General features: G+C 46.6%; 14 protein-coding genes. 5 read left to right on the plus strand and 9 right to left on the minus strand.

Annotated elements, in window-relative coordinates; genetic code table 11:
* Positions 1 to 150: 150 nt before the first annotated feature.
* Positions 151 to 1,059 (minus strand): DMT family transporter, encoded by a 909-nt coding sequence (locus TCA2_RS04320; protein WP_047910353.1) that lies wholly within the window; start codon positions 1,057 to 1,059, stop codon positions 151 to 153.
* 148 nt (positions 1,060 to 1,207) lie between these two features.
* Here TCA2_RS04320 and TCA2_RS04325 point away from each other — a divergent pair, with 148 nt between their 5' ends.
* A complete protein-coding gene (locus tag TCA2_RS04325) occupies positions 1,208 to 2,101 on the plus strand; it encodes a helix-turn-helix domain-containing protein (protein WP_047910354.1) in 894 nt (297 codons plus the stop codon).
* Positions 2,102 to 2,355: 254 nt separating this feature from the next.
* Here the strand turns inward: TCA2_RS04325 and TCA2_RS04330 are convergent, their stop codons facing one another.
* On the minus strand, positions 2,356 to 3,204 hold the full coding sequence (locus TCA2_RS04330; protein ID WP_047910355.1) for a helix-turn-helix domain-containing protein: 849 nt from the start codon (positions 3,202 to 3,204) through the stop codon (positions 2,356 to 2,358).
* Between the two features lie 127 nt (positions 3,205 to 3,331).
* Here TCA2_RS04330 and TCA2_RS04335 point away from each other — a divergent pair, with 127 nt between their 5' ends.
* The 3 genes from TCA2_RS04335 (at position 3,332) to TCA2_RS04345 (ending at position 6,016) form a co-directional block, all read left to right on the plus strand.
* Positions 3,332 to 4,330 carry a Gfo/Idh/MocA family protein gene (locus tag TCA2_RS04335; RefSeq protein WP_047910356.1) on the plus strand — a complete coding sequence of 333 codons (999 nt, stop codon included), beginning with the start codon at positions 3,332 to 3,334 and terminating at the stop codon, positions 4,328 to 4,330.
* Between the two features lie 49 nt (positions 4,331 to 4,379).
* A complete protein-coding gene (locus TCA2_RS04340) occupies positions 4,380 to 5,324 on the plus strand; it encodes an aldo/keto reductase (RefSeq protein ID WP_047910357.1) in 945 nt (314 codons plus the stop codon).
* Between the two features lie 128 nt (positions 5,325 to 5,452).
* On the plus strand, positions 5,453 to 6,016 hold the full coding sequence (locus TCA2_RS04345; RefSeq protein ID WP_047910358.1) for a sugar O-acetyltransferase: 564 nt from the start codon (positions 5,453 to 5,455) through the stop codon (positions 6,014 to 6,016).
* 28 nt (positions 6,017 to 6,044) lie between these two features.
* Here TCA2_RS04345 and TCA2_RS04350 read toward each other — a convergent pair whose 3' ends face one another.
* Together TCA2_RS04350 and TCA2_RS04355 are read right to left on the minus strand one after the other, a co-directional pair.
* Positions 6,045 to 6,563 (minus strand): hypothetical protein, encoded by a 519-nt coding sequence (locus TCA2_RS04350; RefSeq protein ID WP_052511732.1) that lies wholly within the window; start codon positions 6,561 to 6,563, stop codon positions 6,045 to 6,047.
* A gap of 20 nt (positions 6,564 to 6,583) precedes the next feature.
* Positions 6,584 to 7,711 carry a glycosyltransferase family 2 protein gene (locus TCA2_RS04355; protein ID WP_052511734.1) on the minus strand — a complete coding sequence of 376 codons (1,128 nt, stop codon included), beginning with the start codon at positions 7,709 to 7,711 and terminating at the stop codon, positions 6,584 to 6,586.
* A gap of 171 nt (positions 7,712 to 7,882) precedes the next feature.
* Here TCA2_RS04355 and TCA2_RS04360 point away from each other — a divergent pair, with 171 nt between their 5' ends.
* Positions 7,883 to 9,403: an NAD(P)/FAD-dependent oxidoreductase gene (locus TCA2_RS04360; RefSeq protein WP_047910359.1), complete on the plus strand. Its 1,521-nt coding sequence runs from the start codon at positions 7,883 to 7,885 to the stop codon at positions 9,401 to 9,403.
* A gap of 141 nt (positions 9,404 to 9,544) precedes the next feature.
* Here the strand turns inward: TCA2_RS04360 and TCA2_RS04365 are convergent, their stop codons facing one another.
* The 5 genes from TCA2_RS04365 to TCA2_RS04385 form a co-directional block, all read right to left on the minus strand.
* On the minus strand, positions 9,545 to 11,053 hold the full coding sequence (locus TCA2_RS04365) for a glycoside hydrolase family 43 protein (protein WP_047910709.1): 1,509 nt from the start codon (positions 11,051 to 11,053) through the stop codon (positions 9,545 to 9,547).
* Positions 11,054 to 11,167: 114 nt separating this feature from the next.
* Entirely contained in the window at positions 11,168 to 12,067 is a 900-nt protein-coding gene (locus TCA2_RS04370) for a S9 family peptidase (RefSeq protein ID WP_047910360.1), read from the minus strand.
* A complete protein-coding gene (locus TCA2_RS04375; RefSeq protein WP_047910361.1) occupies positions 12,064 to 13,422 on the minus strand; it encodes a glycoside hydrolase family 28 protein in 1,359 nt (452 codons plus the stop codon). Before TCA2_RS04375 ends, TCA2_RS04370 begins: the two co-directional genes overlap by 4 nt.
* Positions 13,419 to 14,585 (minus strand): glycoside hydrolase family 105 protein, encoded by a 1,167-nt coding sequence (locus TCA2_RS04380; RefSeq protein ID WP_047910362.1) that lies wholly within the window; start codon positions 14,583 to 14,585, stop codon positions 13,419 to 13,421. The genes TCA2_RS04375 and TCA2_RS04380 overlap by 4 nt, the downstream gene beginning before the upstream one ends.
* A gap of 148 nt (positions 14,586 to 14,733) precedes the next feature.
* Entirely contained in the window at positions 14,734 to 16,248 is a 1,515-nt protein-coding gene (locus TCA2_RS04385; RefSeq protein WP_047910363.1) for an extracellular solute-binding protein, read from the minus strand.
* Positions 16,249 to 16,269 lie beyond the last annotated feature (21 nt).

The raw sequence follows: 16,269 nt of genomic DNA on the forward strand, positions 1-16,269 counted from the left end.
ATAAGTTCTTGTCATCCTCACCTATAGCATTATATAAGCACACGAATAGACTGAATAATGGTAACCAAAATCCAAACTTTTTAAGCATTAAATCGACTCCACTCCTACGACAGGCTCTTCATGTTAGTTAGATCATCATTATACATCAAATCAGTTCGTACGCTGAACACTGTACTTCAACGATTTTGACCAGAAATACAAGCCCATACCCATTAGAGTCAGCATGCCGCCTATGAGCTGAAACACAGATATCATTTCCCCTAAGAAGAAATAAGCAAGAATAATGGCGAGCACCGGCTCCCCGATGATTCCTACTGAAACGGTAGTTGCCCCAATAGAATTCAACAATATATTAAAAATGTATTGGCCAAAAATAGTCGGAATAATGGCAAGGAGCAAAAAATAGATCCAGTCCGATAGGTGATATTGAACCAGTGAATAATTTTGAAACAAATTATAGATGAGCATCACTGTACCACCGATAAAAAAGACAATGATGCTGTAAACATTGGCATCGATTTTGTTGCTTACTTTTTGGCCCATGAGTAAATAAGCCGACACGAACAGGGTACCGATGAAGGACAAGCCATCTCCAAATAGAGCTTCTCTTGATATGCTGATGTCTCCCCATGCGATGAAGATGGAGCCAAAAAGAGCAATGATCATACACACAACCGTTAGCAGGCTAACACGTTCCTTGAACAAAAAATAGGAACCGAGCATTACAAATAACGGCTGCAATGACAAGATCACCATAGAGCTTGCAACAGAGGTGTAGACAAGCGATTCCATCCAAAACAAAAAGTATAACCCTAAAAATACACCAGCAAGAAGAACGATACAGCCTTCTCTTTTACTCAGTTGAATGGAAACGAGCTGCTTCCTCGGAACGAACGCGAGCATGATGATAACGGAGATGAAGAGTCTGTACATCCCAGCCACCGAAGTCGGTGTATCCGAGAACTTGATCATGATGGAAGATATCGAAACGGATAAAATACTGATAAACAACAGAACAAATGGATGTGAAATCATGGATGGTTTATTATGTTTTAACATGGCTCCTCCCAGTAATCATGATTACAAATTGATTATCTGTGCACAGATAAGCCGAAGCTGGATATAATAATATCATCACCATTTGCTATTTTGTGTAAATATATCATTGAATTATATAGAAATATCGTCAATTAAAGGAGCCTTACGATTGAAAAAACCATTGCACGAAACCATCCAATATCCTGACGAGAGATTTCCTTACATTATGTACACCCACTCCGTCCGTGAGTCGATTCCGCGAGGACGGGGATTTAATGATCTGCATTGGCATGAGGACTTACAGTTCACTTTAGTAACCAGAGGGAAATTAACGATTCAAATTAATGGAATTAATTATGATTTAGAAGAGGGACAGGCTATTTTTATTAATAAAGGGGTTCTTCATATTGTTACGCACTTAACTTCAGACGGCCAGTATGTCAGTTTTAATTTTCCTGAGAAGCTGCTCGCTTTTTACTCTAATAGTGCGATGGAGAAAACCCATGTTCTTCCCTTCACGAATTCTTCCCTGCTGTCCGTTGAGATCCCGGGGAATGAAGCGTGGCATAATGAAATCCTGCAAATCCTCTGGAAGCTGAAGAAGAAATTTGATTCACCAAAAAAGTGGGGATGGCAATATGAAATTTCCATAGATACGGTTCAGTTATGGCTCATCTTCATCTCTCATATTTCACTATCTTCAGAAGAGTCTTCTAAACATAACAAACTACAGCAGGAACGAATGCAATTGATGCTTAGCTATATTCACCAACACTACACGAGCACGATAACGTTGAAGGAAATTGCAGACGAAGCGCATTTGAGTATATCGGAGTGTACCCGCAGCTTTAAGAAAAGCATACATAGGACTCCATATACCTATCTAGTTGAGTACCGCATTAAGAGAAGCTGTGAGCTGCTAGAATCTACCCAATATACGATTACAGAGATTGCCCAGAAGGTTGGGTTCAATCAAGTGAATCACTTTATTCAGTCGTTTAAAAAACATCATCAGATGACCCCAAAAGAATATCGAAACAACAAAAACGCACTACGATATTGAAAAAAGCCGCAAAAACTGTACTGAACCTCCAGCTGTTAGAAGGTTGTCCAGCAACAGGGGTCCAGTTTAAGTCAGCGGCTCTAATGTAATTACTATTCAGTCCCTATCTCCGAATGATAATGTACACTCGGTTCGCGATCCACAGGATTAAACAAGCAGCTACGTAAAAAAACAATCCATTTAGAACATAAGAAAAAGGCATAATGCTGCTCGGATGCTCTCTTGGATCAAGCAGCCCAAGCTTGTTCTGCTATTCAATTTGTCCTGCCAAATAATCTCCGATACTCCGTGGGCGTCACTCCCTCATGCTCCAGGAACTTCCGGTTGAAGTAGCTGCTGCTAGGGTACCCCGCTTCTGAGGCGATGTCTCCTATCGTACGCTCTTCCTGTACCAGTAGCGCCTGCTTCGCATATTGGAGTCTGCACTGGGTTACGAAATCCATCGGTGTCATATTGATGGCCTTACGGAACAATTTGCAAAAATAATGAACGCTAACTCCCGCTTTATTTGCCCACAGTTCTAGCTCGAACGGCTTTACCGCCTCCTGTTGAAGCTCAGGCAGCAGATCTAGAATACGCTGAATGGATCCACCGGATCTGCTGCCATTGCCTGTACGCGGGACAGCCTGATGGACAAACTCCGTCACGACGGCAAAAGTAAGCGTAGACAGCATTGTCGGATTTAACATCTTGTTATTTTCTGCTTCAGTCAATAGCTCGAGATGAGCTTTTTCCCACTCGGCCCCATTCCGCAGGCTCCATATTCGATGATGCTGAAATCCCTGATCCAGCATATATTCTGTCATATTGCTTCCATAGAAGTGGACCCACCGAATGTCCCATGGCTCTTGCTCATTGCTGAAATATCGTTGCTCCTGCAGCGGGAAGTACAAGAAGGCATCACCCGCCCCGAGCTCCTGCAGCATGCCATCGATTTCGATGTAGCCCTTACCGGAAGCAATATAGTGAATATTAAAATTGTTTAATGCTCCCTTCTGTCTTGTCACCGTATGTTTAGGCATATCGCTGTACATTCCTACCGATTCGGGATAACAAAAAAACCGAGGATTTTGAGTTGTGACCAAGTGACTTTGCCGCTGCATCGCCTACTCCTCCAATGTAGAACAATATTGTGTTATTCGAACACAAAATCGTATTATTTTAATTTCATTCCAAATTCAATACAATGACAATATCATCATAATATTTAGTCAGGAGGATATAAAGCATATGAGTAAAAAACTTCGATGGGGTATACTCAGTACTGCCAATATAGGAAGAAAATCCGTCATTCCCGGACTGCAATACTCCCAGTTTAATGAAGTTACTGCGATCGCCAGCCGGGATCAAGCAAAAGCAGAAGAAGCCGCCAAGGAACTGAACATCAAACATGCTTATGGCAGTTATGAAGATCTGCTTGCCTCAGACGACATCGATGCTGTCTATATCCCATTGCCGAACCATCTGCATATGGAATGGACGATCAAAGCGGCCGAAGCAGGTAAGCACGTGCTGTGTGAGAAACCCATCGCGTTAACGGCTGAGGAAGCTGAGCGAATGGTAATCGCTTGTGAGCAAGCAGGCGTTCACTTGGCTGAAGCATTCATGTATCGCCATCATCCCAGATATCAAATGATCAAAGATGTAATCGCTTCCGGTGAGATCGGCACCGTACGTGGTCTTCATGCGAACTTTACATTCAACAGCGGAGACAGTACAAACAACATCCGCTTTAACAAGGAGATGGGCGGCGGGTCTATATATGATGTCGGCTGCTATCCAATCAGTGCTGCCCGCTTCTTGACCGGACTGGAGCCGGAGGCCGTAACAGCACAATCGTTCTTCTCGCCGAAGCACGGCGATGTAGACATGATGACTTCCGGATTCCTCGAATTTCCGAACGATGTCTCGCTGATCTTCGATTGTGGTATGTGGGCGTCCTTCCGGAATCGGCTTGAAGTGCTCGGTACGGAAGGAACCATTGAAGTCCCTTCTGCCTTCGTTTGCAGTCATGACAGCGAAGCAGGATTTATCGTGAATGGCAAGCTGGGCAAACGTGAGATCGAGGTGCCGGTCATTAATCAATACTCTGCTATGGTGGATCATTTTGCCGATGTCGTCTTTGAACGCAGTACACCCGCATTTACACCGTCGGATGCCGTCCGCAATATGAGAGTCGTTGAGTCTGCTCTTGTCTCGGCTACGAAGCGGGAAAGAATCACCCTCTAATTAGTCAAGAAGAACAATTCTGCACATTACTCTTAAGGAGGAAATGGATATGGAATATATTTCGATTCAAGGATCAAAGAAGCCTATTTCTCGTTTGATTAAAGGTTCCGATTATTTCATGCATGAAAATTATGATCAGGTCGTGACCAATATCGAAGCATTCTTGGCCATCGGCGGCAACACGATCGATACTGCACATATCTATACCGGAGGTCAGAGTGAAGAGGTTATCGGACGCTACCTGCAGGAGTCAGGCAATCGGGACAAGATTGCCATCTTCACAAAGGGGGCTCATCACGACAGACAAGGTCCGCGGGTGAACAAACAGGCTATTGATCACGATCTGGCTGTCAGCCTGGAGCGTCTGCAGACCGATCACATCGAGCTGTACGGCCTTCATCGGGATGATCCGTCAATTCCAGTCGAGCATATCATCGATGCACTGAATGAGCATATTGCTGCCGGCCGGATTGGAGCCGCAGGTGCATCCAATTGGAGCTGGCAGCGTCTTACCGAAGCGAATGCATATGCCGCAAGCAATGGACTTGCTGGCTTTACATTCAGCAGTCCGAATTTAAGTCTTGCCAAGGCAAATGAACCCTTCTGGCCGGGATGTGTATCCGTCGATCAAGAAACGAGCAAGTGGCATGAAGAAACCCAGCTCCCTCTGTTATCCTGGTCGTCGCAGGCCCGTGGATTTTTCACTGGCAAATTTACACCTGATAACAAGGATGATGCTGATCTTGTGCGTGTGTTCTATAATGATCAGAACTGGGAGCGACTCAGTCGAGCGAAGCAGCTTGCAGAAGATAAAGGCGTTACCGTTATTCAGATCGCACTCGCATATGTACTGAATCAGAACTACCCAACCTGTGCCTTGATCGGCGCCCGTAATCCAGCGGAGCTGGCTTCCTGCGATCAAGGGGCCAACGTTCAGCTGACACAACAGGAAGTAGAATGGCTGGACTTGACCAGTGAAGGTGTACAGTACTAACCATCCATAGGGATTACACACATCACCGCAGTTATAAGAAAAAAAGTTCACGGACTTCCTCCTTGCACGAGATCTTATATTTAGCGATAATCTTATAGTGAATGAATACGCCAGGAGGAAAACTCAACATGAGGACAGAAAAAGAAAAAATGCTTGCAGGGGTGTTATACTTGGCAGGAGATGCCGAGCTTACGAAGGACCGTGAGCACGCTAGAAGGCTGACCCGGCTCTATAATCAGTCTATTGAAAGCGACCGCGAACACCGGAGTGAGCTGCTTCGCAAATTGTTTGGAAGTGTTGGAGACAATATTTGTGTGGAATCTACCTTCCGCTGCGATTATGGTTACAACATTCATGTCGGAGACGGCTTCTACGCCAACTTTGACTGTGTAATCCTTGATGTGTGCGAGGTTAGAATCGGAAACAACTGTCTGCTCGCGCCAGGTGTACATATATACACGGCAACGCATCCACTCGACCCGCTGTCCCGCTGTGAACGGTATGAGGAATTCGGCAAACCAGTTACCATTGGAGACAACGTCTGGATTGGCGGACGCGCCATTATTAATCCTGGTGTAACTATTGGGAACAATGTCGTCGTTGCCAGTGGAGCCGTTGTTACCAAGGATATACCGGACAATGTCGTCGTTGGGGGCAACCCTGCCCGCATCATTAAATCCATTGAAGTATAAGCATCTTAATGATATCAGACCCAGGCGATCATCTTGTGCCTGGGTCTATTTGTACAACAGAATCGCTGGCGATTGGTGCAGCTCTTCGATCTAGAAGACGGAGGATCCGAGCCCGATTATACCGGAGGGCAAATATGCAAGGCAGATTGGCTGCGAGCGCATACAGGACCATCATCATCCCAACCATGGGAGGATTCCAGAGGAAGAACAAAGGCGCAGGCAGCATAGAAATGAGGTGGCACCACTCCCCACGATGAGCCTCAAGCTGGTACCGCTCCAAGTAGGCTTCACTCCTCTCTTCGATCCTTTTTTTACGAAAGCCTTGCTTCGACCAGCCTCCACCATCAGGAAGACGCTTCTTCCAAGCTTTGATCTTTAGCCCGTTCGTGTAGAATAACAGTTCCTTTTTAGAAGCCGGGTATCCAGTGACTGCAAACCAGCGATCCGGCAGCCGGGCGTGAACTGCAGTCACAAGCAGGTGAAGCAGAAGCCACGCCCCAGCATTTATTCCTATATTCCATATAACACTCAACATCTGCGAATCCATGGACATCCCTCTTCTGTTCTTTATCCTTGTTGATTCTCCTCTGGATCAAGGGCAAGCTCCCTTCCCTTCCAGCGAACCTGCCTGTTAACAAAGGTGTGCAGCATCGATACAGAGAATACACTGATAAAAGCAAGCAGCGGGATAGGGTAAAGTATGGCCGATATAGCTCCAAACTTCCCTACTTTGCGAAGGAGTCCTGCCATAAGAGCTGAATACAGTCCATAAACAGCGACAGACATCAATCCGTAGTCCCAGAATAGGAGAGTCAGAGCTGCCGTGAATGCGCCTATCAGAAATAGAACGACAGTAAAAAGCTTGGTAAATCGGGTTGCGGCTGCACCCGAAGCCATACTCTTAATCCAGCCTTGAAACAGCTCTCTAACGCCTCCCGGATACATCCGAAAATGAAGCGCTCCTCTGCCAATATAATTAACAACCGAATATCCTGCGGCTTCAAATCGAAGAGCCAGTGCATGATGATCCAATATCTCGCCCTTTACCTGCTCATGTCCGCCGACGCTATCATAAGCTTCTCTACTAGTCACTACACATGGACCGTAAGCACCTGTTCCCTTCTTGCCACTTCCGGCAGACACCGCAACTACGATATTAAATAGGCCGGACAGCTTCTCGTAAGCGGTCCAGGTGTCATGAAACGGCTGAACAGACATCAAGCCAGATTGATAGGCATGTACCAGCTGACTAAGCCCTCCCTTCTTCAGATATGTATCCGCATCGAGGAAGATCAGTATTTCTCCATTCGCAGCCGCAGCCCCTCGGAAGCAGGCATGACATTTTCCCATCCATCCCCTCGGAAGCGGACCTGCTTTAATAATCTTTGCCCCCCGCTTGTATGCGATCTCTGTAGTTCGATCTGACGATTCATCATCCACGACAATAATCTCATCCTGTGAATTCATCTGTTCTCGCAAGGACTTCAGCAGTCTGCCAATATTATTCTCTTCATTCCGTGCAGGAATGATCACACTTATGGTCAATTTCTTCGCTTCTTGTGCGGGATTACCAAGGGGCTCTTCTCGATTGTTCTTGCGCCTTGATTGCCTTACGCTAGTTCCCGGCAGCAGTTTAAGCTCTGACCATAATAAGATGCCGGAAATCAGGCCAGCCAGGATCCATATGAGTGACATCACATATATACCTCCTCTGTATATGAGCAGGAAATGGAGCGTCACCTGCTGTTTATTTCTTCGCACTTCCGGTAAGTATGGTAATTAAGCATTTTTACTTCAATTATGATCCGTATATCACCCTCTTTATACGGTGCGACGAGATCAGAGAAGGAGAAGAGGAGAATAAATATGCGCAAAAAAGTGATTGTCATCGGCGGTGGACTGGGCGGCCTGTCAGCGGCAATGAGACTCGCAGCCGATGGTCATGAAGTTACCGTTCTTGAAAAAAATGAACGTGCAGGAGGTAAGCTGAACGTTCGATCGGGTGAAGGGTATTCCTTCGATACAGGTCCGTCTATATTGACGATGCCATGGGTATTAGAGCAGCTGTTTGAGAGCACTGGACGCAAGCTGGCAGATTATATGAAGCTGGTACGGATTGAGCCGCAGTGGCGAACTTTTTTTGAAGACGGTGTAACCATTGACGTAACTAGTGACTTGCCTGAGATGCTGTCCACCATTAAGGATATTTCTTCAGAGGATGCCGCAGATTTCTTAAAATATCTTCAGTACTGTCAGAAGCAGTACGATATGAATCGACGCAGCATTTATGCCAGAAGTCTCTCGGGTCTTGATGAGCTTCGCGGGATGCATTCAATCAAAGAGCTGCTGGCAATGGACCCGCTCCGTACCATGGCGCAAAGCACCGACAAATATCTGAAGGATAAGCATTTAAGACAGCTGTTTAATTTCTTCATTATGTATATCGGCTCCTCCCCTTACCATGCTCCTGCTGTTCTGTCTCAGCTCATCTATGTGCAGCTCGGACTCGGGATCTATTATGTAGATGGAGGGATGTACAATATCGCAGAGGGAATGCTGAAGGTTCTTGATGAGCAAGGTGTAACTATACGCACCCACGCCAAGGTGACGAAGATTAATACGAAGGATAAGATCGCAACCGGCGTGACGCTGCAAGACGGAACCGTGCTGGATGCCGACCTTGTCGTCTCTAATTTGGAGGCCATTCCAACCTATCATTCATTATTGAAGGATCAGAACGGAGCTCTGAACTCAGCTAAAAAACTGAATAAATTCGCGCCAACCGTATCCGGGCTGGTTCTACTATTAGGGGTCAACAAGAAGTACGAGCAGCTGCTCCATCATAACTTCTTCTTCTCTCAGGATCCGGCGAAGGAATTTGACGACATCTTTAACAAGGGTATTCCTTCCGATGATCCTACCGTGTATATCGGGGTTTCTAGTAAATCAGATGCCACTCAAGCTCCGGAGGGAAAAGAAAATTTGTTCGTCCTCACCCACGTTCCGCCGCTTAAGCCGGGTAAGAGCTTCGAATCCAATGCAGAAGCGTATCGGGAGCTTGTCCTGAATAAGCTTGAACGAATGGGACTTACGGATATACGCCAGCACATCGAATTCGAGTATACTTTTATCCCCGACGATCTTCAGCGGTTATATGGCGCTAATGGCGGCTCCATTTATGGTGTGGTGACAGACCGAAAGATGAACGGTGGATTCAAGGTACCTAGCCGCAGTGACTTGATTGAGAATCTGTATTTTGTCGGCGGTTCTACGCATCCGGGCGGAGGTGTCCCTATGGTTACTTTATCAGGCCAGCTGACTGCTGATCTTATCAAGGAACAATACTCAAGAGCCGCCAAGTCAGGAAAAGCCAAAAAAGCAAACTAAGGCTTTTATATGAGGAATAAGATCTGATTCTGTGTCAGCTCTTGTGTATGCATCACAAAATAAGGCATGAGCCTCTTCTGTGGATGGAAGATGACTTATGCCTTATTTCCTTTTGTCCACTGTAATGTAGTTGCACTTTAACTATTTCCTGCCTGTATAACGAAAATAAGAAAAGTCCGCATAGCTGCCCATGAACTGATTCATATCATGAGCTGCAATTCCAACAAAGTTCCCCGTGAACCCTCCGGATAAAAATCCGACATGATGGGCCTCACCGAGCTCATTCCATTCGCCTTCCTCTGTCCGGTAATAGAATTGTCCATTTACGCCGGATATATCGACAGCGAGCTGTAAAGGCTTACCCTCTTCCAGCTTCACAATGACGGGCTCCAGTGTAAATTCTTCTTTTTCACAGCGCATCAGACGAAGCACTTTACCCTGTTCTTTCTCTCGAGTTACATAAGCAAACCAATAATTGTCTTCGTTTAAATACAGCATGAGTCCTGCCATTTGCAGATACATCGCTGGCTCGTAGTCCAGCTCTGTTTCAGCTCGGAAATGCGTATCCGCCTGTCGAACTGCCAAGATATGATGCTCGAACAGACTTTGGGCCGATTCTCCTGCATGAATTCTCAAATATCCGGGCCTCTCTGATAAATTGCACCATTGATCGTCTGCCACGATACGCAGTGTATTCCACTCAGGCCTCAACCCAGCTCCCGTAAAATCATCATAGAAGTCTGTGCTGCGCTTCCCTCTAACCACCGCACCCTTGGGAAGAGGAACCTCTGTCTGAGGTGAATGTCCGCCAGAAGTTAATCGGAGCCAGCCTTCCGAATCCCAGTAGACCTGCTGCAATGCGGTTTCCCTGCCAAGTATAGGGTACTTTCCTTCAACCGGCCGAGTGCATAAATGAGCCATGTACCACTCACCCTCAGGCGTTTCGACCAAGCTCCCATGCCCGGCGCACTGAAGCTCAAGCTCCGGGTTATCACTTGAAGTCAGCATCGGATATTGAGGATCCACTTCGTAAGGACCGAGCAGCTCCGTAGACCGGGCTACAGTAACCGCATGTCCGCTGCCCGTTCCACCTTCCGCTGTAATTAAGTAGTAATATCCGTTTCGTTTATAGATATGAGGAGCTTCTGTCTTCTTGAGCGGCGTACAATCAAAGAGCTTAATGGGTTCTCCAATCAATCTCTGCTGCTCCGGGTCATATTCTTGTATGACAATTCCGCTGGACTTATTCCCCTCCGTAATTCGATAATCCCACAAGCAGTTTAACAGCCATTTTCGCCCGTCGTCATCATGATACAGGGATGGATCAAAGCCGCTGCTGTTCAAATAGATGGGCTCTGACCATGGCCCTGTAATTGACTGGGATGTAATGAGGTAATTATGGGTATCTTTAAAAGGTCGTTTCGTGCTCTTCACATCGGTATACATTAAGTAATACAGACCCTCATGGTAGCTGATCTGTGGAGCCCAAATACTGCAGTTCTTGGGATTCCCCTTCAGGTTCACTTGATCTGTTAACACATCCGTGCAAAACTCCCAATCCGCCAAATTATCCGATTGATAGATTCGAACACCTGGCAGCCATTCGAAGGAAGAAACCGCAATATAATACATATCGTTCACACGGATCATACAAGGGTCAGGATTAAATCCAGGAAGTATCGGATTCTGAATGGTCTTGATATTCGTCTCTTTCGTATTGTTCGTAATCAAGCTAACGCCTCCCTTTACAAGATGAATAGTAGATTACAAATACTTGACTAAGAAATCCTTCCAGGCATAACGCATCTCTGCTGTTTCCATATGTCCCGATCCGGTCTCTATATGCTGCCAGTGCTCAGGATATCCTGCCTTCTCATATGCAGATTCAAGGCCATCAGCGAGCAGAATGACTCCTTCATAAGGACATAACCGATCATCCCGCCCGTTTAGGCTCAGTCTGGGGCGCGGGACAATCCTTTCCTGAATGGATAGGGTTGTGAAATGCTTCAGCAGTCCGGGTACATATGAATAGAACCCGTGATGATCAAGGCCTCTCTTCATAATCAAGGTGTGGGCATCGACCTGACCACAAATATCAACGACCACCTTGATTCGATCATCCAGTGCCGCAAGCCACCACGCCATAAGCGCCCCCATAGACATGCCGATCGTACCGATGCGGCTGGAATCTACATCCTCTCGCGTACAAATATAGTCAAGCAAGCATTGATTATCACGAAGCATTCTGCCCCATAATACTTCTCCCCGCCACAGCATTTCTTTGACAAGCTCGCTTTCTGTTCGGCCCGAGCGCTCGTTGAATCCACGCATATCCATACAACAAGCCGCATATCCCATGGAGGTCAGTGTCTTAGCAAAGGATGGCTGCTGCAGATAATGGCTGCTCGTTACAAATTCCTTGCGTCCTCCCGCATAATTGCCCCCATGGGAATGGTTGAATACAACGACAGGGTATGGACCTTTCTGTTCTAGCGGCAGAGCCATTGATATGGATACCTGCTCCATTCCATACAGTTCTAGCATAATCGTCTGAAGAAGATACCCCTCCTTCTCCTCCTCAGCCAGCAGTCGCGAGCTTGTTACGCCTCCTTCAGGCAGGTCTCCTAATAGGTGCCACAGTGGATCCGCGGATGATGGCTTCATACCGGATTCTCCTGAGAAGGCTTTACCGTAACTTCGTGAATAAGCTCTTCTGCACGGTCTGTGTTTCTCGACTCACAGCCCTCAAATTTAACGGTGTCACCATTCTCCACATAAAAGGCAGGACCCTGATGATTCTCGATCGTCACATTCCGGAACCTTACATCCCTTACATTCCCAAGGAAGAATCCGCGATTGCTCATCTCTTCAATTCCTGCCATCATGGCAGGAACTGCAGGTGTCGCATCCTCAGCCATGGAAATATCAACCTGATCAAATGTAATTTCAGAGACATACTGCTCTGCCAGACCATATATAAAGCCTGCTGCTGCATGAACGTTACGGGCCGTAATCCCTGAGAAATGAATCCGTCGAAATCGTGGAGTTTCAATCGTTACAGGATACGGATTTTTGTCCCACACATATTTATCTGTACCGCGAGGACCACAGAAGTAATACAGATTTAATATAAATGGACAGATGACATCCTCCATCACGATATTGCTTACGCGAATATCTTCAACCGTGCCGCCCCGTCCCCGTCTTGACTTAAGACGAATGCCCCGGTCCGTATGCTTGAACACGCAGTTTGATATCACTACATTACGTACATCGCCGCTCATCTCGCTGCCAATAACGACAGCTCCATGCCCGTGCACCATTGTACAGTTCGTTATTGTGATGTTCTCGCACGAAACTCGGTGAGCTGTATCCTCCGTACCTGCTTTGATCGCGATACAGTCATCTCCTACATCGATATGACAATTGCTGATTCTAACGTTCGAACAGGATTCGGGATTAATGCCGTCCGTATTCGGTGAATCGGCGGGGTTCAGAATTGAGAGATTATCGATAGTGACGTCATGGCATAGAATCGGATTCACTGTCCAGCTCGGCGAGTTAAACAGCTGTACATCCTTGATCGTCACTCGGCGGCAGCTGTCGAAGCTGATCAGCTTCGGTCTAGGATACGTAAGCTCCTCCGGATGATTCCTCTGCTTATCCCACCACAATGCACCATTGCCTTCAATCCGGCCAGTCCCTGAGATCATTACGTTCTCCAGCTGTTCACCATAGATACAGGAAGCGTGAACCTCCCGTCTTACTCCTTCCCAGCGAGAGGTGACTACAGGATAATCCTCTGGCTTGTCACTGAAGGACAATGTAGCTCCCGGACTTAAATATAGGTGGATGTTGCTCCTCAGTATAACTGCTCCTGTAGTATAAGTACCCGCAGGGATCACTACTGTTCCTCCCCCTGCTGCTTCAGCAGCAGTGATAGCCGCTGTAATGGCTTTGGTGGACAGCTGACCGCTGTTTTTATGTGCACCGTAGTCATCAATGTTATAGATGGTCATTGCTGAGCTCCTTCCGTTACAGGCAGGCTTAGCTCACCTGTCTGGATCAGTTCCTCGTATTCAGCACAAGCCAAAAGGAAAGCACCGAGCCCCTTCTGATCATTCGTAATAATCGGTTCGCTGATGTAATACGCATAGGTGCCATCACGACGATCTGCCCCTCCAAGTCCAGCCACTTGACAAGTCTTGTTGAGGTTAAGCCACCCTTCTTTGGTTTCTAATATAAATTCAGCAATAAGTCCCTGGAATGCCCGCTGTAATGGATTGTTCCATTCAGAACCGAGAAGTCCCAGCCGAATTCCCTTCGCCATCGCATAGGTGAACATGCTGGAAGCCGAGGCTTCCAAATAGTTACCTTTGCGTCCAGCCTCATTCACAACCTGATACCATACTCCGGACTCCGCATCCTGAAAGTCTGCAACTGCCGTCAGCGTATCCTTGAATATTCGTTCGAGCTCGTTATAGTCCGCATGCTCCTTAGGCAGGAGTTCAAGAACGTCAGTGATGGCCATGAGGAACCAGCCCAGTGATCTGCCCCAGAAATTCGGTGACAGTCCGGTACTCTTGTCGCACCACGGCTGTACACGTTTCTCATCCCAAGCGTGGAATAATAACCCGGTTCTGTCGTCTCTCGTATGCTTCTCACATAGAATGAACTGCTTCGTTACATCACCAAGATCCCCCTCGGACTCGAACGTAAGCAAATACTCCAGGTAGAACGGAGAGCCCATATATAAGCCATCCAGCCAGATCTGATAAGGATATATTTCTTTATGCCAAAAAGCCCCCTCGGAAGTCCGGGGATGCGTCAGGAGCTGCTTCCGTAAAGTAGAGGCGGCCAGTTTATATTTGTCTTCACCCGTTTCCTTATACAGGACATATAGAAGCTTGCCATTATTCAAGTGATCAATGTTATGCTCGTCCTGCCTATAGCCTCGAATCGATCCATCCTCCTGAATGAAGTGATCCATATTGCTCTTGATATAATCGAAGTATTGCTGATCGCCTGTGATGCGCCATAAACGCTCAAATCCTTTGAGGATAACCCCGTAATCATAGGACCACTTCTCGTTATACCCTTTAGCTTCATACAGCCTTGGTGTCCGCTCCATAATGGAATGTGCCATTCTTTGTGCCCAGCTGGTCTGGTTTGTCTGATTCATCTCCCTGTCATCCTCCTTCTAAATAGATAAGCCGCTCCGCTTTCAATAAGTCCTGCTAAAAGAACGGAGCGGCAATACATTTTAACGACTATGAATCTAGTTGAAATACATCCGCAGTGATCAAGAAGAATATGTCATAAGGATCGGGTTATTGACCATGCACAGCCTGGTAAGCAGCTTCGTATTCTGTGATAATTTGATCACCACCTGCTTTTCTCCAGCTGCTCACCGCTTCATTAAATTGATCGAGGTTGATTTTGCCCAGAATATATTTGTAGGTTGCATCAACGATCGTTTTTTGCAGCTCAGATCCTTGAGATGAGAAGGTAGCGGATTCGAGCGAATACAGAGGGTTCAGCACGGCAAACGTTGAATTCTCCTCGATCAAACGATCAGATTCCTTCTTTAGTGGATCGTTGTCATGAATCTCGTAACCGGTTTCGTTAGGTCTGGAGGATGCAAATGGCTGAACCTCTTGCTGCCACAATTCTGTGTTCGTAATTGTTACTGCTTTTTCCTCATTTACCGTGTAATGTGTTCCTTCAATACCGTAGGTCATCAGTGTGTAGACTTCCTCGGACATGAGATCGTCCATGAATTGCAGAAGGCGTTTGAGCTCAGCTTCGTCCTTGACTTCCGATTTAGGGAATGCCAGCAATCCGCCAACCCCATTGGAGATCGACCAGATTGCGCGATCCGCTTCATTGCCCGTCGATGTAATGTCGTTGACAAGCGTAAGCTCCATATCGTCCTGAACCCCCTTGGCCATGTTAAGCAGGTTCTTGCTGTCGAATAGAGCACCTACATAAATACCGGCTTTACCTTGAGCAAAATTCTGCTGCTGATCTGTCTTCGCTGTAACAGCAAAGTCCTGGTTAATGTATCCGTTCTCATAAAGCTCTTTCATATAATCCATCGTTTTAACATAGCCTTCTGTCTCAAATTCAGGCGTTACCTTGCCATCCTCTCCTACACTCCATACACTTGGTGTGCCAAAATAGGAGCTTAAGGTCTTGAATGCGCCATAGATCAGGTCACTGCGGTCCATGAAACCTGTCGTATCCTTCGCACCATTTCCGTCAGGATCCTGCTCTGTGAAGGCTTTGGCAACCTCCATTAATTCGTCTGTCGTCTTCGGCACTTCAAGTCCTAATTTGTCCAGCCAGTCCTTCCGAATGACGACACCATTTCTCGCCACTTGCTTCTGCATCGGAATTCCGTAGAGCTTGCCCTCAATGGATGCGGAATTACGCATGTCTTCTGAAATCGTCGCTAGGTTCGGAAATTCATCGAGGTAAGGACCGACCTCCCAGAATACACCTGCTTTTAGCGCGTTACGGACTGAAGAGTTCTCCATCAATGTGATCGTTACAATGTCAGCCAGGGAATCCGACGCAAGTGATGTATTCAGACGCTCTTCCTTCGATGCATCCGGAATCCATGAGAACTCAATGTTCGCATTTGTGGCCTCTTCAATCTTGTTCAGCACTGTTTCTGTTGGAGGTGATGCCGTATGCAGAATGTTCAGCCAAGTAATATTGGCTTTGCCATCCGCATCAACGGAAGGCTCAGAAGATCCTGACGTATCTCCTCCACAAGCACTAAGCACAAGTCCACCTGCAAGAGTAAGCGCTAACAATTTAGATAATTGCTTTTGTTTCATGTACATATCCCCTTTTTATAT

Origin of the sequence: Paenibacillus sp. TCA20 (assembly GCF_000732325.1) — a bacterium.
Taxonomy (GTDB): Bacteria; Bacillota; Bacilli; order Paenibacillales; family Paenibacillaceae; genus Paenibacillus; species Paenibacillus urinalis.

What these genes read in the sequence shown, in the direction of transcription:
- TCA2_RS04320 (WP_047910353.1), bottom strand. Translation starts at nt 1,059, where the DNA reads ATGTTAAAACATAATAAACCATCCATGATTTCACATCCATTTGTTCTG.
- TCA2_RS04330 (WP_047910355.1), bottom strand. Translation starts at nt 3,204, where the DNA reads ATGCAGCGGCAAAGTCACTTGGTCACAACTCAAAATCCTCGGTTTTTT.
- TCA2_RS04335 (WP_047910356.1), top strand. Translation starts at nt 3,332, where the DNA reads ATGAGTAAAAAACTTCGATGGGGTATACTCAGTACTGCCAATATAGGA.
- TCA2_RS04340 (WP_047910357.1), top strand. Translation starts at nt 4,380, where the DNA reads ATGGAATATATTTCGATTCAAGGATCAAAGAAGCCTATTTCTCGTTTG.
- TCA2_RS04345 (WP_047910358.1), top strand. Translation starts at nt 5,453, where the DNA reads ATGAGGACAGAAAAAGAAAAAATGCTTGCAGGGGTGTTATACTTGGCA.
- TCA2_RS04350 (WP_052511732.1), bottom strand. Translation starts at nt 6,563, where the DNA reads ATGGATTCGCAGATGTTGAGTGTTATATGGAATATAGGAATAAATGCT.
- TCA2_RS04355 (WP_052511734.1), bottom strand. Translation starts at nt 7,711, where the DNA reads ATGTCACTCATATGGATCCTGGCTGGCCTGATTTCCGGCATCTTATTA.
- TCA2_RS04360 (WP_047910359.1), top strand. Translation starts at nt 7,883, where the DNA reads ATGCGCAAAAAAGTGATTGTCATCGGCGGTGGACTGGGCGGCCTGTCA.
- TCA2_RS04365 (WP_047910709.1), bottom strand. Translation starts at nt 11,053, where the DNA reads ATGATCCGTGTGAACGATATGTATTATATTGCGGTTTCTTCCTTCGAA.
- TCA2_RS04370 (WP_047910360.1), bottom strand. Translation starts at nt 12,067, where the DNA reads ATGAAGCCATCATCCGCGGATCCACTGTGGCACCTATTAGGAGACCTG.
- TCA2_RS04375 (WP_047910361.1), bottom strand. Translation starts at nt 13,422, where the DNA reads ATGACCATCTATAACATTGATGACTACGGTGCACATAAAAACAGCGGT.
- TCA2_RS04380 (WP_047910362.1), bottom strand. Translation starts at nt 14,585, where the DNA reads ATGAATCAGACAAACCAGACCAGCTGGGCACAAAGAATGGCACATTCC.
- TCA2_RS04385 (WP_047910363.1), bottom strand. Translation starts at nt 16,248, where the DNA reads ATGAAACAAAAGCAATTATCTAAATTGTTAGCGCTTACTCTTGCAGGT.